This is a genomic window from Streptosporangium sp. NPDC001681, assembly GCF_040298085.1.
Lineage (GTDB): Bacteria > Actinomycetota > Actinomycetes > Streptosporangiales > Streptosporangiaceae > Streptosporangium.
In genome coordinates this window covers 1-21,053 of sequence record NZ_JBEOZN010000157.1, presented here as the reverse complement: position 1 = coordinate 21,053, position 21,053 = coordinate 1, and the positions used below count along the sequence as shown (strand labels likewise).

The window sequence follows — 21,053 nt, the reverse complement described above, 5'->3', positions numbered from 1 at the left end:
GGGGCACCTGGGCGTGCTGGCGGCCCCCGGGCCGCTGGCCCGCCTGGCGGGGGACCTGTGCGACCAGCTGGGTTCGTACGTTCAGGCGGAGCGGCCGGAGAGCGCGGTCGCGACGCCGAGGACGAGGTAGACGACCCCGCTGAAGTGGCCGAGCAGGGCCGACCTGATCCTCAGCCGGCTGCCGAGGGCGCCCGCGGCCATGGCGTAGATCAGGTCGGAGAGCAGGCCCAGGACCAGCAGGGTCGTGCCCAGGACGGCGATCTGCAGCGGCACCGCACCCGCCTCCGGCTCCACGAACTGCGGCAGGAACGCCAGGAAGAAGAGGATGACCTTGGGGTTGAGCAGGTTGACGACCATGCCCTCAAGGAAGATCGCCCGCAGCGGCTGCGGGGCCGTCTCCCCGGCCGCGAGCTCCTGCCTGCTCGTCAGCGCCCGGACGCCCAGATAGACCAGGTAGGCCACACCGGCCCACTTGATCACGTTGAACAGGGTCGCGGACTGTGCGATCACGTACGAGAGACCGGCCGCCGCCGCGGCGATGTGCACCAGCGTGCCGACCTCCACGCCGAACGCGCTCGCGACACCGGCGGCACGGCCCTGCGAGACGGCCCGGGTGATGATGTAGATGTGGTTCGGGCCCGGCACCAGGACCAGTGCCAGCGACGCGACCGAGAAGATCAGTAATGTGGACGGGGAGACCATGCTCCGACCTTAGAAGCGTCCGTCTCCCCGTTGTCAGGGCCAATACGCGGACGCCTTGGGGTACCAATCGGGTTCCTGCGTCAGCCGGAACCGGCCCCGGCGATGTCTTGTGAAGCGTTCCGGCCAGGCGATCGATCCCGGCGCCGACGCGACGTCGACCGCGGTGCGGAGCCGGCCGGAATCGGCCCCGCCGGTGCACGTCTCGGATGATCGATTCCCGGGCCGGTGCGACGTCGACCGTCCATTCCCGTCGGTGCCACGTGCGATACTCGCCGACGGGGGGAGCAAAGCGTGCAAAACGTTCTTATTGGGCGGGCGGCAGAACTCAATCGGCTGACCGTCGTGCTCGACACCGCCGCGGCGGGGCAGGCCGGAGTCGCCCTGCTGGGGGGTGACGCGGGCATCGGCAAGACCCGGATGGTCACCGAGCTGGCCGAGCGGGCCGAGGCCGCCGGATTCGCCGTGCTCATCGGGCAGTGCGCCGAACTCGGTGACGCCCTTCCGTACCTCCCGCTCGCCGACGCCCTGCGCTCCGTGCGCGGGGAGTTGCGCGCGGAGCTCGACGCGCGGCCGGTCCTCGGCAGGCTGCTGCCCGGCGGTACCGACGCCGGCGGGGAGGGTACCTCGGGCCTGACGCAGCAGCAGCTCTTCGGCTCGATGCTCGGCTTCCTGGCCGCGCGGCCGGTGCTGCTGGTGCTCGAAGACCTGCACTGGGCCGACCAGTCCACCCGAGACCTGCTGGTTTTTCTCAGCCGGGTGCTGCAGACCGAGCCGGTCTGCCTCGTCGGCACCTACCGCACGGACGACCTGCACCGCAGGCACCCGCTCCGCAGGGTCCTCGCCGAGCTCAAGCGGCTCCCCTCGGTGACCTCCGTGGAGCTTGATCCCCTCGACCGCCACGAGATGACCGACTATCTGGCCGCGCTCGGAGGTACCGACGCCCGCGTGCTGCGGGAGGTCGTCGACCGGGCCGAGGGCAACCCCTTCTACGCCCAGGAGTTGCTGGAGGCGGTCTCCGCCGGCTGCTCGATGCCCGACGGCCTGGCCGGTCTGCTGCTCTCCCGGGTGGAGCTGCTCTCCGATCCCGCGCAGGGGGTGCTCCGCGGCGCGGCCGTCGCGGGTCGCCGGGCCGACCACGATCTGCTCCAGCAGGCCTCGGGCCTCGATGACCTGGCCTTCGAGGAGGCCATGCGGGAGATCGTCTCGCGCGGTCTGCTCCGCCCCGATGGGGAGTACGGCTACGCCTTCCGGCACGCGCTCCTGCAGGAGGTCGTCTACACCGACCTGTTGCCCGGCGAGCGGATCAGGACGCACGCCGAGTTCGCCCGCCTGCTGACCGCCCGAGGAGGTTCCGCGGCCGAGCTCGCCCACCACTACCTGGCGGGACACGACCTGCCGGGGGCGCTGGCGGCGTCGGTGGAGGCCGGGCGGAGGGCCGAACGGCTGGGCGCCCCGGCCGAGGCGCACCGCCACTTCGGCCGGGCGCTCGGCCTCTGGGACCGGGTCCCCGACGCCGAGCGCCTGGCCGGGATCGACCACGTCGGCCTCGCCAGGCGCAGCGCCGATGCGGCGGCCGACAGCGGCGACAACCACCGGGCGATCTCCCAGCTCCGGCGCCTGCCGCCCTCCGCCGAGGTCAACGAGCGGCTCGCGTATGTCCTCATCGACACCGAGGACGTCCCGGGCGCGATCGCCGCCGCGCACGCGGCCGTCGCGGCGGCACCGGAGGGGCCCGTGCTCGCCCGCGCGCTCGCCACCTACGCTCGTTCGCTCTACTGGACCGAGCGGCACGACGAGGTCGAGGCCCTGGCCGGCCGCGCCCTGGAGACGGCCCGTGCCAGCGGCGCCGCCGACGCGGAGACCAGCGCGCTGACCACTCTCGCGATCCTCGCGGCCCTCGCCGACGACATCCCCCGAGCCAAGGAGCTGCTCGCCCGCGCCACCGCGGAGAGTTCGGGCAACCTCGGCATCGATCTGCGGGCCATCTTCAACCAGGCCCGCCTCCAGTACGAGAACGGAGACCTGGCCGAGGCGGCGGTCACCACCGACCGGGGACTGCGGCTGGCGCACGAGACCGGGCTCAACTGGAGCACCTTCGGCACCGACCTGCGCTTCCTGCGGCTTCTGATCCACTACGTCGCGGGGGAGTGGGACCAGGCGGAGAAGGTCGCCTCCGGGTTCGGTGTCCGCGTCGGCACCCCGGCGGAGGCGCTGCTGTCGTCCTTCGCGCTCTTCGTCGAGGTGGCCAGGGGCCTGCCCGTCGTCGAGGAGCGCCTGTCCTGGCTGGAGCCCTTCTACCCCGACGATGTCACGGTCACCTCCATGGGCCGCGGCCTGGCCGCCGAGCACGCGCTGTGGCGCGGCGATCCGGAGAGCGCGCTCGAACACGCCCTCGCGGGGCTCGACGCCCATGTTCCCAACGACCCGGCCGTGATCCGGCTCAGCAGCACCGCCCTGTGGGCGCTGACGGACCTGGGGCGCGCTGACGAGGCCGACGCCCTTCTGGCACGGGCCAGGGTGCCCGCCGACGTCGGCCCCGGCTCCGTCCGCCGGGGGTCGCTGGGCCCCGAGGGGCTGGCCTGGCTGGCCCGGGCCGAGGCCGAGTGGCACCGGGCGCACGGCCGCCTCGACGTCGCGGCGTGGCGCGCGGTGGTCGAGGCCTTCGACTTCGGGTTCGTCTACGAGGTCGCTCGCTCGCGGTGGCGGCTGGCCGAGGCGCTGCTCGTCGCGGGCGACCGCGTCGCGGCCCTGAAGGAATGGGAACTCGCCGTCGAGGCCGCCGAGTCACTGCGCGCCCAGCCGCTCGCCGCCGCCCTGGCCGAGCTGGGCCGCAGGGCGCGCTTCGTCTCCGCGTCGCCGACCCTGCTCACGGCTCGTGAGCAGGAGGTACTCGCCCTGGTGGCCGAGGGACTGCCCAACCGGGAGATCGGCGAGCGGCTGTTCATCGCGCAGAAGACGGTGAGCGTGCACGTCTCCAACATTCTCGCCAAGCTGGGGGTCTCCTCCCGTACCCAGGCCGCTGCCGTGGCCCGCAGGGACGGCCTGCTCTGACCGCCCGCCGTCAGCCGGCTCGCCCCGCCACCGTGATCGCGGCCCGTTCTGGTCTGCCCGGTGTGGCGGGACTCGTCCGGATCGGCCGCGCGATCACGACCTGCTCCGGCCGGACCCGCCTGGCGGTCAGGGCTTCCGCTGACCGGTGTGGTCGGGCTCGCCCTGGTCGGCCGCCGGGTCAGGACCTGCGCTAACCGCTGCGGGCGGTCAGGGCCAGATCGCGGACGACCTGGATCAGCTCGGCGGGGTCGAAGGGTTTCGTCAGGTAGGCGTCGACCCCTATCCCGAGGCCCCGCCGCTTGTCGTCCTCCTGCGCCCGCGCGGTGATCAGGACCACCTTGATGTGCCTGGTCCCCTTGTCGCCCCGCAGCCTGGTGGCGGTCATCCAGCCATCCAGCCTGGGCATCATGACGTCCAGCGTGATGACGTCGGGCATCACGTCCAGCACCCGGTCCAGGCAGTCCTGCCCGTCGGAGGCCGTGTCGACCTGAAACCCCTCCAGGGTCAGGTTGACCGCGATGAGCTGCCGGATGACGTCGTCGTCATCCACTACCAACACCCTGCCCAGAACCTCTCCCACGGCGTGAGGCTAACTCCTCTTTCCCGCCCCCGCGCGGGTTTCCACGGATGTGTACGCACAGCTGTCCACAGGCGACAGGTTTTCCACAGAACCGCGTTCGGCTCCTTGGCGATCACTTCCGCACGCCGATCCTGGGGCCTCGATCCTTCATCGAGCCCAAGGAGGGCGTGCGTGATCACGGCATTCGTCACCGTCTCCATCCTCTCGGCGGCCCTCGCGGGGAGCTTCCAGGTCCCCGCGCCCCGCCTCTCCCCGGAAGCCTGCGGCGCCTGGGCCGGCCTTCTCTCCACGACGGCCCCGCGCCGGCTGCCGGAGGAGGTCCGCGTCACCCTCACCGCCGTCTGCGGGGCTCGGCGCACCGTTCTCCCGGATACCGGAGCCACCTTGACAGACCGCCCCGCGTCGACGCCGCCCGGTGCCGCCCTCCCGGACACAGACGGCAACCGGTCGACGGCCTTCTCGGATCCGGGCGGCGGATGGCCGATGGACCTCTCGGGGACGGACGGTGAGTGGACAGGCGCCCCGCACAGTCCTGATGGCGGACTGAAGGCCCACTTCCAGGGCGAGCATGACGAATGGCCGGGAAGCGACGGCCCTCCGGGAGACGACCACTCCCGCCGGCTCGCCACCCCTCCGGTTTCCCCTGCCGGTGCTGCCGCAGGCTCTCTCGCCGGCGCTTCGGTAGATCCTCCCGTCGGTTCGAGTTCCGCTTCCGCTCCTTCAGCGAAGCGGAGCTCCTCCCGGCCGGAATCCTGGCGAGCGCTCGCCGAGCGGTCACAGCGCCCACCACGCGGGAGGAGAACGCCATCCGGCGGATGGGCGGCGTCCTCACCCGGACGGAAAGCCCCATCCAGGGGGCGGGCAGCGTCCGCACGCGGGCAGGCGGCGGTCTCGCGTGGACGCGGCGCGCCCTCGCCGGGACAGATCGCGGCGGTCGTGGCGCTCCGTCAGGTCGGCAGGCCGTACGTCTGGGGCGGCGGTTCGAGCGCCGGCCCGACCGGCGGGGGCTTCGACTGCTCCGGGCTCGCCCTGCACGCCTGGTCCAGGGCCGGGGTCAGGCTCACCCACTACACCGGAACCCAGTTCAGGCAGGGCCGCCGGGTGCCGTTCTCGCAGCTCCGCCCGGGAGACCTGGTCTTCTTCGGCGGGGGTGCCAAGGACCCCACCCACGTGGGCCTCTACCTGAAGGACGGCGTCATGGTCCACGCCCCGGGAGCCGGCGGCGTCGTCAGGACGACCGACTTCGCCGCCTCGGCCTACTACCTCTCCCGCTATCGGGGTGCCGTCCGCCCCTCCCCGAGCCGGCCCGCCGGATGACTCTCCGCCCCGAATCCTCTCCAAAGATCGTTCGCTCTCCGTAGTGAGTGTCGGTTAACCCCAGGATGCTGGTAATGTAATGACGCGTTGGCCCCCTTAGCTCAGGGGATAGAGCACCGGCCTCCGGAGCCGGGAGCGCAAGTTCGAATCTTGCAGGGGGCACACAATCCTGACCAGCGGATCTAGTCGCCGGCCAGGGCGAACGACGTAGGAACGGGCGGGTCTCCAGTCTCATGGAGTCCCGCCCGTTCTCGTTGGCGCTCGCTGGTGGTGGACCGGTCATGGACCTTCTCGCCCGCGCCCCTGCCCGTTGACCATCTGGGGATCGTCGGTGGTGTCCGGATGGCTCAACGTAGCCCGCCGGTGTACCGGGTGATCGCCAGAATCGCCATGTCGTCATCGTGCGAGCCGCCGGTCCAGCGCTCGACATCGCGTACCAGGGCCTCGACCACCTCCCCTGGCCGCCGGAACGAACCCCGGCCGGCGAGCCCGCTCACCGGGTCGTAGAAAGTGCCGTAACGGCCCCGGGCCTCCGTCACTCCATCGGTGACCAGCAGGAGCGTGCTCCCGGTCGGGAACGGCCGGCTTTCCGGCTCTGCCCGCGGCACGCCCAGGCCGCTCATGCCCAGGGGAAGACTCGGCTCGCCGGGATCCAGTGAGGACACCGTGTCACCCTCAAGGAGGTACGGCGGAGGGTGGCCGCAGTTCAGCAGCCGCACACTGTCCGCGTCCGGTGTGATCTCGCCGAGCACCGCTGTGACGAACCCCTCCATGCGGATGCTCTCCTCGCGCGACGCGGCCTCTTTGACCAGCGCGCGCTCCATACGCTCGGCCAGCAGTACGAGGTCGGCCGCCTGGTCCGCCGCCTCCCGGAATGCGCCCAGCAGTACGGCCACCGTGCCGACCGCGCCCAGGCCCTTGCCTCGCACGTCTGCGATCAGCAGCCTGGTGCCGTACGGGGTCTCCTGCACGGCGTAGGCGTCTCCGCCGATCAGTGCCTCGATCTGCGCGGCCTTGTAGAGCGCGGCGACGGCCAGCGGGCCGATACGCGCCGGCGGGGCGGGCAGCACGGCACGCTGGGCGGCCTCGGCGACGGAACGCACCACTTCCAGCCGGCGGCTGTGGCTGGTGACCACGCGGTTCACCCCGAGGCCGACGAGCGCGGTGAACACCGCGCTGATCAATGAGAGCGTGCCGACGACATGACCGAAGTAACCATCCTTGATCAACAACGCCAGCTGGATCAGGACGATGGCCGCTGCGACCGCGAAGGTGTGCCGGAGCGAGAGCAGTGCCCCTGCTGTCACGACCGCGGCGCCCAGCAGGTAGTCGCCCCAGTAGTAGCGCGGGGACAGCACGTTGAGGACGGTGCCGACGACGATCATGGCGGCCGGTATGAAGGAGACGTACCGGGGCCAGCTCGTAGTGAGTGGGTTCATCCGAGCCCCGATTCCACAGCCGATCGACCCGTATGTGTGGAAGGCCGTCTGAATTCCCTGGAGTTCTCCCAGGTCCTGGCTTTGATCCTTTCTAGTGAACGTTGAATCGCCTGTCGAGGCGACACTCCCAGGGCGTTCGTCCGGGTGGTGACCGGGCCCGTCCGCAAGGAACTTGACAGCTTGTGCCGATCGGGCGGATCGGCGAGGGCGGTAAGGGCCATACGCGCATGGCACGATGCGAAGTGCTCGACCTTGAGGGAACGACGAGTGCGGGAGATTCGGTTTCGCGCTTACCGTGAATACGAAGCATCTGGCCGCTCCGCCTCGAACAGCCCACCCCCGCCACGCATAGCGGGATCATCTCGCATAAAAGACCACGAGATGCGGGTGGATTGCCCCGGGTCGTGTCACTTCTCGCCGGAGAACCGCTCCCATGCGGACTGGCGGGTGATCCCGAGAGCTTCGCCGATCTTGATCCAGGTGACGCCGCGTCGGCGCAGTTCCTGCACCCACGAGCGCAGGTCGGCCTCGGCCTGGTCGATGTGCGCGGCGACGCGCGGAATGTGGCTCAGCATCTCCCCGTCCGTCAACGACTCCCAGACGGGCACGCGCGGTCCCGGGGGATGGCCGAGGCTCCCGTCGATGATCGACGCGGCGAGCGCCACGCACTCGTTGCAGATATGCACTCCAGGGCCGGCGACCAGCCTGTCGACCTTGGTGTCCGGCTTGCCGCAGAAGGAACACCGAGCGAGTTCGGCCGGGGCGTCGGGCGGTGTCACAGCGCACTCCTAGGGTGTCAGGGATTCCCTGACAATTTAGCTCGTCAGGGAATCCCTGACAACTGGTATGCGTGTTGCATCTTTCCGAAGCGCCTCGCTGACAACACCCCAGTAGCGTTACCGAGACACGCTCGGACTGCTGGCAGGCGGTGTGGTTCCGGGCGGTGGGGACGGACTGCCTGCGGGCCACCGGCTCCTGCCGTCCCCGGCGAACGATCAGGAGCTCTGGTCCATGGTGGGTGGGATGCGAAGCCCGGCCTGTCGGCGTGTCCCAAGGCTCCGAGGCCGGCAAGCCCCGGCTATGCCCGCTCCAGGCCAGGGTGTGTCCCGGACGGGACGGGACACCACTCCCGGGTAGGCGGGGCACGCCGTGTGGCACTCTGAGCGACGTGTCCGACTCCTTTCCCGCCGGTCGCGTCCCGGCCCCGCCGGGGCCCGCCCCCGGCGGTGTCTCTGCCGTGGATCGGCGCCTGGCGGTTGGGGCGTCGGCTCTCGTCGCGCTCTGCGTCGTGGCATGCGGGGTCGCCACCTGGCTTGACACGGCGACCGGGGCGGTGACGCGGCCCGAGCCACTGGACTGGGCGGTGTGGTCCTCGACGGTGCCCGGCGTGGCCCTCGCGATCGCCGGGATCGTGCTGGCGGTGCGCCTGCCCCGCCACCTCATGACCTGGCTGCTCATCGCCGGAGGCGTCGTCGCCGCGGTGAACGGCCTGGCCGCCGCGTACGCGGTGCTGTCGCTGACCCGCCACGGTGGTGCGCTGCCGCTGACCCCGGCCGCGGTCTACGCCGGGGCGCGGCTGGGGCCGCTGCTGAACCTGCTCCCGCTGCTGGTGCTGCTGTTCTTTCCTGATGGGCGGCTGCCATCACCACGGTGGCGATGGGCCGCGTGGCTGTCGCTGGGGGCGACGGGCCTGGCGGTCGCGGTGTTCCTCGCCGTCCCGTGGCGGATCGAATCGCCGGGCATGAATTGGCCGGGACTCGACCTGCCGTTCCCGCCACTCCCGGATGCGGTGTGGCACTCGGCGCTGGCGGCGGTGCCGGCGCTGCTGGTGGTGAGCCTGCTGGTGTCGGTGCTGGCCTTCGCCTGGCGGTTCCGGGGCTCGGCGGGTGTTCGGCGGGCGCAGCTTCGCTGGATGCTGATGGCGGCGCTGCTGAACGCGGCACTGATCCTGGCCTCCGCCGTGCTGGACGGGCTGCCGCAGGACCTGTCGTTCGTCGTCGCCCTGGTGGCGGTCGCAGCGGCGGTCGTGGTGGCGGTGAGTCGGTACCGGCTTTATGACATTGATCCGGTGCTCGGCTGGACCCTCCTGTACGGCGGGCTCGCGGTCGCCGTCGTGGCGATCGACGTGCCGGTCTTCGTGAGCCTGGGGGCGATCATCGACGAGCCGGTGGCGGCGGTCCTGGCGGCGGTCCTGGTCGGGGTGGTCTACGCACCGCTGCGGGAGCGGGTCCGGCGGTGGGTGAACCGGGGGCTGATGGGGCGGACGGAGCCGTACGAGGTGGTCTCGGCCCTCGCCCGGCGGCTTGAGGAGTCCGTGCGGCCGGAGGAGCTGTTGCTGCAGGTGGCGAAAGCGGTGTCGGCGGTGTTCCGCTCGCCGTACGTGCGGGTCGAACTGGACCGGGCGGACGGGAAGACCGTCGTGGTGGAGCACGGCACCCCCGGCGAGGCCGTCGTGGTGCTGCCGTTCGCCTACCGCGACGCGCCGATCGGGCGGCTTGTCCTGGTGCCGCGCGCGGGTGCGCGGCCGGCCGAATCCGACCAGCGGCTGCTGGCCGACGTGGTGCGGCAGGCCGCCGCGGCTGTGCGGGCGACCGCGCTGACCGAGGAACTGCAGCACAGCCGCGAGCGTCTGGTCACCGGCGTGGCCGAGGAGCGGCGCAGGCTGCGCCGGGACCTGCACGACGGGCTGGGGCCCACGCTGGCCGCCGCCGCGCTGAAGGTGGAGGCGGCGCACAACCTGCTGACCCGGGATCCCGGCACCGCCCGGGAGGCGCTGGACCAGGTGAGGAAGGATCTTGCCACGATGTTGGGGGACGTGCGGCGGCTCGTGCACGATCTGCGGCCGCCGGCTCTGGATCAGTTCGGCCTGGCCGGGGCGCTGCGGCAGGAGGCCGCCCGGTTCCGTGGCGATGGGCTCGCCGTGCGGGTGGAGGTGGAGGGGGACCTGACGGGATTGTCCGCCGCGAGCGAGGTGGCGGCGTACCGGATCGTCTGCGAGGCGCTGACCAACGTCACCCGGCACGCGGGCGCGGACACCTGCCACGTGCGTGTCGCCGTGGCGGGGAACGAGCTGGAGGTCGAGGTGACCGACGATGGGCGCGGGGTCCTTCCGGGCGCCGTGGTCGGGGTGGGTTTGGTCGGCATGCGTGAGCGCGCGGAGGAACTGGGCGGCCAGTGCGCGGTCGGGGTCGGCCGCGGTGGCGGAACCCGGGTCCATGCCGTCCTGCCCGTCGGGACCGTGACCCCCTCGTGACGCCGCGGGTGCTGATCGCCGACGATCATCCCGTGTACCGGGACGGTCTGCGCATGATGCTCGCCTCGACTGACCAGGCCGAGGTGGTGGGGATCGCCGCGGACGGGGAGGAGGCCGTCGCCGAGGCCGTCCGGCTGCGCCCTCAGGTTGTGGTGATGGACCTGAGGATGCCCAGGATGGACGGTGTGCAGGCCACCGAGCGGATCGTCGCCACCTGCCCGGACACGCACGTGCTGGTGCTCACGATGCACGAGGATGACGAGAGCGTCTTCGCCGCCATGCTCGCCGGCGCTCGCGGCTACCTGCTCAAGGGGGCTGAGCAGACGGAGATCCTGCGCGCCATCATGGCGGTGGCCAGCGGGGAGGTGATCTTCGGGCCGGCACTCGCGGGGCGGGTGACGCGCTACTTCGCCCGGCTGGCCGTAGCCCGTCCGGTCCGGGAGGGGCCGTTCCCCCAGCTCACCGTTCGGGAACGGGAGATACTCGACCTGATCGCGGCCGGCCTGTCCAACCGGATGATCGCCGAGCGGCTGTCGCTGGCGCCCAAGACGGTACGTAACAACGTGTCCAGCGTTTTCGCCAAGCTTCAGGTCGCCGACCGCGCCCAGGCCATCATCCAGGCCCGCGAGGCCGGCCTCGGCCGGTGACCGGCGTGCTCTCGGCCTCGTACGGGCGGCGCCCGCGCACGGGTGAGTGAGCGTTGGTCGACGCCGGCCCCACAGGGGCCGGCCGACCGGATCGCATCGTATGGCGCGGTGGGGGCGGCCGAGCCACCCTCCGTTCATTTCGCATGGTCATCGCGTCGCCGGTCCGCCGACACCGCAGTAGCCGTTCGGCACCTGAACAGGTCTTGCTGGTGGTAGCGGTTCGCTTCAGGCAGCAAATCATTCTCACTGTCACCTCAGCCTCGACGACCCGCTAACCAGCTCGGAGGGCGGCGACCGACTCGACCAGACCTGCTTTCTCCAAAGCGTCGAGCACATCGTCTACGGCCTCCGGCGGGTTCACCCGCGAGTCCGCGATCTGCTGAACACAGGCCCAGATCACTCGTCCATCGAGCTCGATCTGGTCCAGCACGAAGTCATCGGGAGACTTGGCCTCGATCTCCCAGGGCGCCAAGTGTTCCGAAGGAAAGTCCCTGAGATTTGACGTGACGATGACCTGTGCTCCTACTTTGATCGCCGCAGCAAGCACATGCCGGTCATCAGGGTCGGGTAGCTTCAGCCCTTCGACAAGGGGTTCGTACCCCTCGACCAGGCAGTCTCGGACTGCGGAGTTCATGAGCAGGCGAAGCTTGCCCAGCTTCTCCTCTGGAATGTCTGGACGATTGGCGGCAAGGTTACGCTGCATTTCGTCGAGAATCCTGCTGGTCCACTTGGCCTGGAGCCGTCCCGTCATGGCCAGGCGGATGAGCAGGTCGCGAAGCGTGTTGCCATAGAGCACATTCGCGTCATAGACCACCACAAAGCTCATGCTCAGATGCCTAGCTCCTGGCCTAGCGCGGCAAGTTGATCGGCAGCCGTACGACGCCTGGCGTCATCGCGGCGCTTGTACTCCTGAAGGTCCTCGTATGTGACGCGCCTGTGCTTACCAACCAGGCGGAAGGGGATCTCTCCCTCCTCCAGTAGCTTGATCAGGTAGGGACGCGAGACGTTCAGCATGTCCGCCGCCTGCTGTGTCGTCAGCTCGGCGTGAGAGGGGATGACTGTCACTCCCCTCCCTTCGGCCGCCTGGGCGAGAATGAAGGCGAGCAGACTTACGGCTTCCCGAGGCAAGATCAGCGGGTCCTCTGCATCATGTTCGCCGACGACACGGATGACTGGCTGCTCGTGAGATCGCATGAGGTAGTCCTTGATGCGGCGCACGGCACGGCCAGCCATCTCAGCATCGATGCTTCCGGGCTGTACTCGCTTGGCCTGCACATCTGTCATCGCCGTACCTCCTTCTCGCAGTATCCGCAACAAACGAAATAAACGCAAGCGATGTCGGCAGCATACGGCTCGCGCTCAGAGTTGAGCGCGAGCCGTACAGCGAGAGCTGTGGAGCTACTCCTCGGTCGGGACCAGGCCCGTCTGGCAGGCGCCCCACTCGGACAGGTCACCTAGCTTGACGTTGGTGCCAGCCGGCCTGCTTGACCATCTCGTGGAGCCGCGCACCGCCGCGTCTCTCCGAGGACACGGTCGCTCACGGTGTCACGCAGCCCGTCCGCGTGCCTGGGAGCGGTGTCCCCGCCGCCCCGGGACGCCTGGCCCGGTCACGCCGGGCCAACTCGGGACCGCGCGCGTGGCCGCGCTCCCTGGGCGCCCGGGACGCACGGCCGAGATCGTGTTGCCACCGACAAGCAACGGAGGAACACCACAATGTCCAGTCGCATCGTGCCCAGCAACGTCAATCCCAACGAGCCCGTCGCGATCCAACGCGCCGCGGACCCGGTGTGGATCCGGATCGCCGGACTGCTCCTGGCCGTCGGGGCCGCCGCCTGGGCGGCCGGCATCGTCATCGTCGGGGACAAGATCGAGGAAGGCATCCAGACCCTCGACACCATCACCGGGATGCTGTTCGTCGTGGGCCTGTTCGCCTTCGTCTGGACGGTGCTGGCCACCCGCGGCGCCGGTGACGGGTGGGCCCGGATCATCCCGGCCGGCCTGCTCGTGCTGCTCCCCGGCGCGTTCCTGCTCAACGCGCTGTCCTTCGGCTACGCCACCCACGACGATTTCCCGCTGCCGCTGATGATCCTGGACGCCTGCTGGCCGTTCAGTCAGCTCGGCATGCTGGTCCTGGGCATCGTCCTCGCGATCAAGGGCCGCTACCAGGGAGCGCTGCGGTGGCTGCCGCTGCTGGCGGGCATGTGGTTCCCGGTGACCATGGTGGCCCAGATCTTCGGCGGCTCGACCGTCTCGGTGTACGTCAGCGCGGCGTGGCTGCTCGGCATGCATACCCACCTGGGAGTCCGCCTCGCCGTTCGTCCCATCTCACGGTAAGGACGCCCAAGGGATCGTCGTTGCGGAGGAGCTCGACGGCGATGGCGGCACGGTGAGTTCGCGGGACACCACATCCCCGGGCGCGGCCACATCCTCCGTCGCCACGACCCCGCGGCGGAGTGACCTCGAGAATCCCCTCGGGGGCACCAGCGATCTACCAGGGGAAATCCGGCAGCGACCTGCGGAAACGCAGGTCGTTTTGCGTTCCGGGGTGTGCCATCGATGGCAGCCGGATGCTCATGATCACGTACGAGGAGCGTACGGAGCAACCGGCGGCTGCCGGTGAATGTGCCTAACGGCACCTGTGGCCGGGTTGCAGATGTACGGCAGGCCCGCGCTGTGGCTGACACTCGCACCGCGTTGCGACTCCAGAGTGAAGGATTTCATGCGTCAAGCCTCCCGGCCGGGAGGTGGACCAGATGCCGTTCGGCAGATGGCGCCCGGCGTTAGTCAGCTGAGCTTCCCCCGGTTCTCCGGACACTTGACCTGAGGTCACCCCTTGAGGTAAACGGCTCGCCCCTCGGGCGGGGACGGTTCGGTCTGAAAATCCGCGAGCGCGAGCGGTGGGAGCCGATGATCGGGGCTCGGCATCCTGTCGCCAGGCGGTGCCGGTGTCGTTCCGCGCTCGGAGGGACGACCTCACCTGCGGGCCGCGCTTGAACACACGGGAGCCGACCCGGCGGGCGCGGCCGTGGGCGCGACGGAACCCATGGGCCGCCTCCGCGGACGCGGTCCGGGGCGGTCCTCGCGTGCGAGACTCGGTGTCCGTGTCCGTACAGTCATCGCGCGGGGCCTGGCCCGCGAACACGCTCTTGGACCGGCTCCCTCCGAACGTCGTCACGGACCTGCTGGCGCTCGGCGGCGTCAGGCGGTACGCGGTCGGCGAGATCCTGATCCGGCAGGGTGACGACCGCGACCATGTCGTCCACCTTCTCCAGTCCACCCGTGTCTCGCGTCCCGCGTGCGTCAAGGTGGTCGCCGCGCTGCCCGACGGCGGGGAGACCCTTCTCGGCATCAGGGTGAGCGGTGACCTGGTCGGCGAGCTCGCGCCGCTGTCGAACCGGCCGCGCTCGGCCACCGTGGTGGCCTGCTCGCCCACGTTGACGCGGGCCATCCCCGGTGAGGTGTTCCGGGCCTTCCTCGACCGCAACCCGGTCGCGTGGTCCGCTGTCACGCGGATGATCGCTGACCGGCTGTCCTCCGCCAACCACCACCGGCTGGAGATCGCCCAGCACGGCGTGACGGCCCGCCTCGCCCATGTCCTGGCCCAGCTCGTGGAGCGGCACGGTCAGCGACGCCCAGGGGGCGGCCACGACCTCGGCATCGGTCTGACCCACTACGAGCTGGGGCAGCTCATCGGGGCGCGTGAGGACGCGGTCGGCAAGGCTCTGCGGACGTTGAAGGGCAGAGGGCTCGTGAGCGTCGGCTACCGGCAGATCATCGTCTTCGACCCGCTGCTTCTCCGCGGCTTTCATGGCGAATGAGGAGAATGGGAGATTTTGTCGGGAAATTCGCTGCGATATCTCTCGTGAATGCCGTACGAATCAGGCATCTGGGGATCTTAGCCATGGCAAACTGTCCCCACTTCGCGCCTCTGCCGCTTGACGGAGGATCATTCGCAATGAACAGATTGAACAGACGGGGACTGCTTCTGGGCGCCGACGTCGCAGGCTACGGCAAGGGGGACTCCTCTCGCCAGTTCGCCGTACAGGGCGCTTTCCTGCAGCTCGTGAGCGAGGCCGCGGCATGCGCGCGCCTCGACAGGGACACCTGGCTCAGACAGCCGTCGGGCGACGGCGAGCTCGCCGTCATCCCCGACGACGGCTCCGAGCCGCAGGTGGTGGACGATTTCGTGCGCCATCTCAACGTTCTTCTGGGACGCCACAACGAGGGGACGGATCCCTCGCTCAGACTTCGACTCCGGGTCGCCGTCCATTTCGGAATGACCAGCCCCGCTGCCAACGGCATAGCGGGCAAGGCCGTCGTGGAGGTCAGCCGCATGCTGGATTCGGCCGTGCTGCACGAGGCCCTCCAGGCGACGCCCGACGCCAACCTGGCGCTCATGGTCTCCCAGCGCGTCTACGAGGACACCGTCGAGTACGGCCTGACCACCTACGCGGGGGACGACTTCCGGCAGGTGATGGTCAGGCACAAGGAGTTCGAGCAGTCGGCGTGGATCCACGTCCCCCGAGCGGCGGTCGAGGGCCCGGCCGACGCCGGACCCGCCGACCCGAGGGGCGCCGCCCCGCGGCAGGTCGTCGTCAACCAGTTCTGGGAGACCGTCCAAGCCGACGGCTCCGTCATCGGAATCTCCAACAACCGCTGACCACCGCAAGGATCGACATGAGCGCTGCCAACCTGCCCGAGGTCGCCGACACCCTGTGGAGCGCGGTGTCCACCGGTGGCCTCGAACGAGCCGGCGCGATGGGTACGGAGAGCGCCGCCAGGGGGTTGTTCGCCCTCTGGAACCGCATCCGCGCCCACCGCTCCGGCAGGGGCCAGAACGAGGAGCCGGAGAACAGGGAGGAGCTCTACCGGACCCTTCTCGAACTCGCGGCGGACGCCTCGGCCGCCCGCCTGATCCAGGAGTTCCATGCCGAGCAGGCCGTCTCCAACGTGTTCAACGACAAAGTCGTCGTGCGAGGGGGCACGATCGGCATCAGTAACGGCCCGAGGCGGCCTTGACCGCCGTCGACGGGCCGGCGCCGGCCACCGCGAAGAGCTCGGACGAAACCCCCGAGGGGGCGGGGGAGGCCCGGCGGGAGTACGGGCAGGACCAGCAGGGGCTCCGCCAGGACCAGCAGGTCTTCAACCGCTTCTTCGGGCCGGTGCTCCTCACCGGCGGCTCGACGCTCGGCGTCGCGAACGCCGGAGGCGAGCCCGTCGCCAAGGCCGCAAGCCGCCGGATGACCGGCCCCGTCCCCGCCGTGGAGATCGCCTCCGCGTTGGGGCGCTACGCCGTTCCCGCCCTCCACACCCGGGCGCTGGCCGGCCTGCGCGCCCACCGCGTGGTCGTGCTGTACGGCGAGGGCGGCACCGGCCGCCGCACCGCGGCGATCAACATGCTGCACGCCGCCGCCCCCCGCTCCCTGGTGGCGCTCTCACCCGCCGAGACGCTGGACAAGCTCGCCGCCGACCAGGTCTACCGGGAGGGCAACGGCTATCTGCTGTGCGGACTGTCCGCCGGTGACCTTCAGACCGAGGCGGCGGACTTCGTGCTCGGCAGACTCGCCCTGCGCGTCCAGGAGGCCGGAGCCTGGCTGGTGATCACCAGCCGGGCCGCCTTGGGAGACCCCCGGTCCGCGGCCGTGCCGCACTTCCGCTGGGAGCGTCCGGGGACGGTGGCGGTCCTCACCGCGCACGGAGTGCCCGCCGAGCTGGCCGAGCCGGCGGCCGAACGGCTAGGGGAGACGACGCCGCTGAGCGACGTGGTCCGGCTCGCCGAGCACCTCGTCGCCGGCTCCGGACTGGAGGACGCGCTCGGCCGTACCGGCATGGGGGCGGCCGAGCAGATCGAAAGCTGGCTCGACGACGAGCGCCGCACCGACGAGGAGGTGCTGGAGGCCGCCGCCCTGCTGTTCCTCGAAGGCATGCCGGAGCAGCGCTTCGAGGCGCACCTGGCCAGGCTCACCGCCGGTGTCCCCGCTCCCGAGCAGGAGGGGGCCGGTGACCAGGGGGCGCCGCGTCCCGCGCGGCGGCTGCTGGACGGGCGGCGGCCCCGCCGCGACGCGCGTTCCATCATCAAGGTCGAGGAGCGGATCACCGACATGGACCTGGACGTGCCGGGTCCGCCGCGGCGATGCCTGGTGTTCAGGTCGCCCGCCGTGCACGAGCGGGTCGGGGCCGAGCTGAGCCTGCAGTTCGGCGAGCGCTTCTGGGAGCCGGTCTTCGCCTGGTTGCACGAGACCGTCCAGATCGCCGACGTCGAGACCCGCATGCAGATCGCCCGGGGGCTGGCGATCCTCGCGAGTTACGGACATTTCGACACGGTTCGCGAGAGATTCCTGCAACCCTGGTCGGAAGGCGCCTACGGGGCGCGGGCCTGGGTGACCGCGCCGAAGGTGGTGTGGTGGATGAGCGCCCACGACCCCATCGCCGCGATGGCGGTGCGGACGGCCATCCGGTGGGCGCGCAGCAACAACCCGGCACGCAGGCAGGCGGCCTGCCTGGCCTTCGCCGGTGAGATGGGCGTCCGCTACCCGGCCGACGCGACGAAGTGGCTGTGGCACCTCGTCACGACGGAACCCGAGCCGGGGGAGGCCCAGGTGGCCCTCGCGCAGCTGTACGCCCTGCTCGTGGAGGTCGCTCCGGCCGACGCCAGAGCGATCCTCGCCGACCTCGGCAGACGGCTCACGCACAGGCAGACGGCCGACCGGCGGGAGCGCATCCTGAAGACGCTGCTCCTGGTCATGGCGGTGTTCGGGGTGAGCGGCGACCACCCCGCTGCGGCCCGTCACCTGCTGGCACGTGCCGAGGACCTGCCGGACATGGCGGCCCTGTGGGCCGTGGCGCTGTGCCACCGGCCCGTGCGCTCCGCCGCGTTCGGCGTCCTCTACGACCTGCTGTGCGCCGTCGGCACGGCCGGCCGTACGCCCGAGGAGCATCTCAGGATGATCGGCGACGCGTTGCACGAGGCGCTGCCGGAGCACGAGCGCGAGCCGTTCCGCGCCGGGTTCGAGCGTTACGTGATCCGCAGAAGGGCCGGTGGGGACACCGGCCGCCTCCTGCTCTCCATCCTGCTCAACGTCTTCAGGCCACCGGCGCCTGTTGCCCTCCCGGAGCGTCGATGACAGTCACATATCCGATAATCAGCCAGGACCGGCTCGAACCGGTCACCAGGCGGCGGAGGTTCCTGCGCCGCGGCGACCGGCGCGAGCCGAACGCGGTCCCGAGCCCCCTGCCCCGCGAGGTGGTGGTCCTGCGGGTCGGCGACCGGCTGGTCAGGGCCGACGACGGCGGGCGGCGCGGGCAGGAGGACCTCGACAACGCCACCAGCTACTGCGTCGTGGACACCACGCAGGACCGGCCGGTGACCGCGGAGCTGCGCATCCCCTCCGACGGGGTGGACGAGTTCACGGTCAGGGCCGCCTTCCTGTGCACCGTCAGAGACCCGGTGCGCGTGGTCGAGGCGGGCCCGGAGGACATGCGGAGACGGCTGGAGGTGTACATCGCCGGATGCCAGACGCTCCAGCGGGCGGGCGCGGCCTTCGAGGTGACGCGGGCCGTGGCGGCCAAGGACGACGCGCTGGCCGCGCTCTCCGACTACTGCCGGATCAGGCCGCTGGTGGTGCCCGGCATGTACCTCGAACTGAGCGGCCTCGAACTGCTGACGCCCGACGAGCTCCGCGAGGAGCGGCGGCAGGAGGAGAAGGCGCGCAAGGAGCGGGAGCAGGTGCTGCGGGCCGAGGAGGAGCGGATCAGGGACCGCCAGTACATCGAGCGCCTGGAGCTCGAACTGGAGGAGGCCCGGCTGGAGAACACGCGACGCCTGGAACCCCTCAAGCGTGAGCTGGAGGACGACAGGACGCGCGCCGGCCGGGAACGGCAGGTCGATGAGGAGCGCTTCACCTGGGAGCGGCAGCACGAGGACGACGCGCAGCGCAGGCTGCGCGACCGCCGCCAGCGTGCATTCGACCTGGAGGAGGTGGAGGCGCTGAGCAGGGGACTGGACGGCCCGGAGAAGCTGGAGGCGATGGCCCGCGTACAAGGCGAGCTGACCGCGTCCGAGCAGCTTGCCAGGTCCGACGGCGAGCGGCGGCGGCGGCACGAGGAGAGCGCGGAGAGGTTCAGGGCGCAGCAGGCGGCCCAGGAGACGAGGGAGCTGGCCGACCGGGAGCAGCAGACCCGGGAACGGGCGTGGCGGTTGGAGCGGGCGGACCGGGAGTGGCACCGGAAGGTCGAGTTGGAGGACCGCGAGGCCGAGGCGCAGCTGGAGGTGCTGCGCCTGCTGACCCAGCAGGGCCATGGGAGCGACATGCCGCTCGACCAGTTCATGAAGCAGCTGATGAGCGACATCACCGCCAACCGCCGGCCGATCGGCCGCGCCCCGGACGGGACCGGGGAGCGGGCCGCGCTGCAGCGGGGCGGGACAGAGACCGGCGCCGGTGACGCGGAGGCGCCGCGGGACCGGCCCCGGCGGCCGGAGCCGGAGGACCACGAGGGACTGGCGGTGGACGACTTTGGCGATTGACACGGCCGGTCCCGTCACGGGCCCGATCGACATCCCGCCGTCCGGCCCCGGCCGCGGTCGCGGCAGGGGCGCGGGCAGGATCCTGCGCGCGGTGGTCGGGGTGGACGAGGACCTCATGGACAGGGTTCCGGAGGAGCGGCCCAAGTACACCCGGCAGGGCGCGCTCGTCGTGGCCACCGCGGCGATGGCGGCCGTGTCGATGGGATACGCCGTCTTCGACGTCTTCGACGCCCCCTGGCCGGTGATCGCCAGCCTGGCCCTGGTGTGGGGCGTGCTCATCGGCATCCTCGACTCCTGGCTGGTCATCAGCCTCAACGGGGTGACCGGGCGGGGCCGCAGGCGGCTGCTGCTCCCCCGTCTCCTCATCTCGGCCGTGGTCGGTGTGATCATCGCGGAGCCGCTGACCATCAGGGTGTTCGAGCCCACCATCGTCCAGCGGATCGGGGAGGACCAGCAGAAGGCGGACAAGGACCTGCTCAGCGCGTACCTGTCCTGCCATTCGCCCGCCGGGGCCCCCGGAACCGTCTCGATCGCCTGCGAGAACTACCGGCTGCCCGTCGCCGCCCCGAACGACACCGGCTCACTGACGACCAAGCAGCGCGAGCTGGGCCGCCTGGAGACCACGATCAAGCGGACCGAGGGCATCTGGACCGGAAAACAGCGGCTGGCCAGGCTGGAGTGCGCGGGCGCGGGCGGCTCGGAGAGCGGGTTCTCCGGCCTGGTAGGGGAGGGACCGCGATGCGCGCGGCTGACCCGGGAGGCCGAAGACTACGAGCGGAGCAGCGGCATCCAGCAGATGTACGCCAGGCGCGCCGCGCTGAACGAGGAGATCGGGCGGCTCACCGACACCGCGCGTGACTCCGGCAAGGACTACGACGCCGCCGTGGTCGCCGCGGCCGAGAAGGAGGTCGCCCGGCAGCAGCGCAACCGTCCGTCCAGGCCGGACCTACTGAAGAAGATCGAGACGCTGAACGTACTCTCGGCGGAGAAGCCGGCGGTGCTGCTCGGGCACATCTTCCTGACCCTGCTGTTCCTGCTGATCGACTGCTCACCGGTGCTGACCAAGCTGCTCAGCCGCCCGACCATGTACGACCTCCGGCTGGCGGTGCTGCTGTCCGACCGGGCGGACGCGCACGACACCCAACTGCGCCGGACCAAGCGGCGCCGCCGCAACCGCGACGACCTGGACGCGCACCGTCAGGATCTCGTGGTACGGCGGGGCATGGCCGACGCCTCCCGGGAGGCCGGCATCGAGGACGCCATGCGGGAGGCACAGGCCAGGAAACGACTCGACGACCGGTGACGCCCGGGGACGGGGTGTGCGGCGGGACCGCCGGCGTGGGGAGCCACTACGGCTCGTAATCCCGTATCGCCTCGTCGATTCCGCAGACGTACGCCCCCGGCCTCCACGCGGTCGCCATGGCCCTGATGGAGTGCCGCCTCGCTGACGGCCACGGCGATGAGGGCACCACGGGCGTGATCGACCTGCTCGCTCGCTGGGGCGTGTCCTGTGGATCTCCCCGCGACAGGGAGATCCACA

At 70.8% G+C, this 21,053-nt stretch carries 17 protein-coding genes and 1 tRNA gene; 12 read left to right on the top strand and 6 right to left on the bottom strand.

Annotated features, from left to right (window positions below):
• Nucleotides 1–81: 81 nt before the first annotated feature.
• Entirely contained in the window at nucleotides 82–702 is a 621-nt protein-coding gene (locus tag ABT130_RS41550) for a LysE family translocator (protein ID WP_350965219.1), read from the bottom strand.
• A 291-nt stretch (nucleotides 703–993) separates the two neighbouring features.
• Between ABT130_RS41550 and ABT130_RS41545 the strand changes: the two genes are divergently transcribed.
• On the top strand, nucleotides 994–3,753 hold the full coding sequence (locus ABT130_RS41545) for an ATP-binding protein (protein ID WP_350965217.1): 2,760 nt from the start codon (nucleotides 994–996) through the stop codon (nucleotides 3,751–3,753).
• A 190-nt stretch (nucleotides 3,754–3,943) separates the two neighbouring features.
• On the opposite strand, the gene ABT130_RS41540 is transcribed toward ABT130_RS41545, so the two are convergent.
• Entirely contained in the window at nucleotides 3,944–4,333 is a 390-nt protein-coding gene (locus ABT130_RS41540; RefSeq protein ID WP_350928090.1) for a response regulator transcription factor, read from the bottom strand.
• A gap of 936 nt (nucleotides 4,334–5,269) precedes the next feature.
• Here ABT130_RS41540 and ABT130_RS41535 point away from each other — a divergent pair.
• Both ABT130_RS41535 and ABT130_RS41530 read left to right on the top strand, forming a co-directional pair.
• A complete protein-coding gene (locus ABT130_RS41535) occupies nucleotides 5,270–5,650 on the top strand; it encodes a C40 family peptidase (RefSeq protein WP_350928088.1) in 381 nt (126 codons plus the stop codon).
• A 90-nt stretch (nucleotides 5,651–5,740) separates the two neighbouring features.
• A tRNA-Arg gene (locus ABT130_RS41530) sits at nucleotides 5,741–5,812 on the top strand.
• A gap of 185 nt (nucleotides 5,813–5,997) precedes the next feature.
• On the opposite strand, the gene ABT130_RS41525 is transcribed toward ABT130_RS41530, so the two are convergent.
• Nucleotides 5,998–7,089, bottom strand: a complete 1,092-nt coding sequence (locus ABT130_RS41525) for a PP2C family protein-serine/threonine phosphatase (protein WP_350965216.1) — start codon at nucleotides 7,087–7,089, stop codon at nucleotides 5,998–6,000.
• 407 nt (nucleotides 7,090–7,496) lie between these two features.
• Nucleotides 7,497–7,868: a ClpX C4-type zinc finger protein gene (locus tag ABT130_RS41520; protein ID WP_350965214.1), complete on the bottom strand. Its 372-nt coding sequence runs from the start codon at nucleotides 7,866–7,868 to the stop codon at nucleotides 7,497–7,499.
• Between the two features lie 389 nt (nucleotides 7,869–8,257).
• On the opposite strand from ABT130_RS41520, the gene ABT130_RS41515 reads away from it, so the two are divergent.
• Both ABT130_RS41515 and ABT130_RS41510 read left to right on the top strand, forming a co-directional pair.
• Entirely contained in the window at nucleotides 8,258–10,342 is a 2,085-nt protein-coding gene (locus tag ABT130_RS41515) for a sensor histidine kinase (RefSeq protein WP_350965211.1), read from the top strand.
• Nucleotides 10,339–10,989, top strand: coding sequence for a response regulator transcription factor (locus ABT130_RS41510; protein ID WP_350928080.1), 651 nt, complete (start codon nucleotides 10,339–10,341; stop codon nucleotides 10,987–10,989). The genes ABT130_RS41515 and ABT130_RS41510 overlap by 4 nt, the downstream gene beginning before the upstream one ends.
• 271 nt (nucleotides 10,990–11,260) lie before the next feature.
• Here ABT130_RS41510 and ABT130_RS41505 read toward each other — a convergent pair whose 3' ends face one another.
• Together ABT130_RS41505 and ABT130_RS41500 are read right to left on the bottom strand one after the other, a co-directional pair.
• On the bottom strand, nucleotides 11,261–11,815 hold the full coding sequence (locus tag ABT130_RS41505; protein ID WP_350965208.1) for a PIN domain-containing protein: 555 nt from the start codon (nucleotides 11,813–11,815) through the stop codon (nucleotides 11,261–11,263).
• A gap of 2 nt (nucleotides 11,816–11,817) precedes the next feature.
• The gene (locus ABT130_RS41500) at nucleotides 11,818–12,273 is read right to left on the bottom strand and encodes a helix-turn-helix domain-containing protein (protein ID WP_350928076.1); all 456 of its coding nucleotides are present in this window, start codon (nucleotides 12,271–12,273) and stop codon (nucleotides 11,818–11,820) included.
• 429 nt (nucleotides 12,274–12,702) lie between these two features.
• Here ABT130_RS41500 and ABT130_RS41495 point away from each other — a divergent pair, with 429 nt between their 5' ends.
• From ABT130_RS41495 to ABT130_RS41465, 7 genes are all read left to right on the top strand, one after another.
• Nucleotides 12,703–13,323 (top strand): hypothetical protein, encoded by a 621-nt coding sequence (locus tag ABT130_RS41495; RefSeq protein ID WP_350965205.1) that lies wholly within the window; start codon nucleotides 12,703–12,705, stop codon nucleotides 13,321–13,323.
• 767 nt (nucleotides 13,324–14,090) lie between these two features.
• The gene (locus ABT130_RS41490; protein ID WP_350928072.1) at nucleotides 14,091–14,807 is read left to right on the top strand and encodes a Crp/Fnr family transcriptional regulator; all 717 of its coding nucleotides are present in this window, start codon (nucleotides 14,091–14,093) and stop codon (nucleotides 14,805–14,807) included.
• Between the two features lie 137 nt (nucleotides 14,808–14,944).
• A complete protein-coding gene (locus ABT130_RS41485) occupies nucleotides 14,945–15,649 on the top strand; it encodes a hypothetical protein (RefSeq protein WP_350928070.1) in 705 nt (234 codons plus the stop codon).
• 17 nt (nucleotides 15,650–15,666) lie between these two features.
• The gene (locus ABT130_RS41480) at nucleotides 15,667–16,008 is read left to right on the top strand and encodes a hypothetical protein (RefSeq protein WP_350928068.1); all 342 of its coding nucleotides are present in this window, start codon (nucleotides 15,667–15,669) and stop codon (nucleotides 16,006–16,008) included.
• Complete coding sequence (locus ABT130_RS41475) at nucleotides 16,005–18,113, top strand: hypothetical protein (RefSeq protein ID WP_350965203.1); 2,109 nt, start codon at nucleotides 16,005–16,007, stop codon at nucleotides 18,111–18,113. The genes ABT130_RS41480 and ABT130_RS41475 overlap by 4 nt, the downstream gene beginning before the upstream one ends.
• Nucleotides 18,110–19,513: a hypothetical protein gene (locus tag ABT130_RS41470; protein ID WP_350965200.1), complete on the top strand. Its 1,404-nt coding sequence runs from the start codon at nucleotides 18,110–18,112 to the stop codon at nucleotides 19,511–19,513. Before ABT130_RS41475 ends, ABT130_RS41470 begins: the two co-directional genes overlap by 4 nt.
• Entirely contained in the window at nucleotides 19,503–20,816 is a 1,314-nt protein-coding gene (locus ABT130_RS41465) for a DUF4407 domain-containing protein (protein ID WP_350965197.1), read from the top strand. The genes ABT130_RS41470 and ABT130_RS41465 overlap by 11 nt, the downstream gene beginning before the upstream one ends.
• Nucleotides 20,817–21,053: the final 237 nt, after the last annotated feature.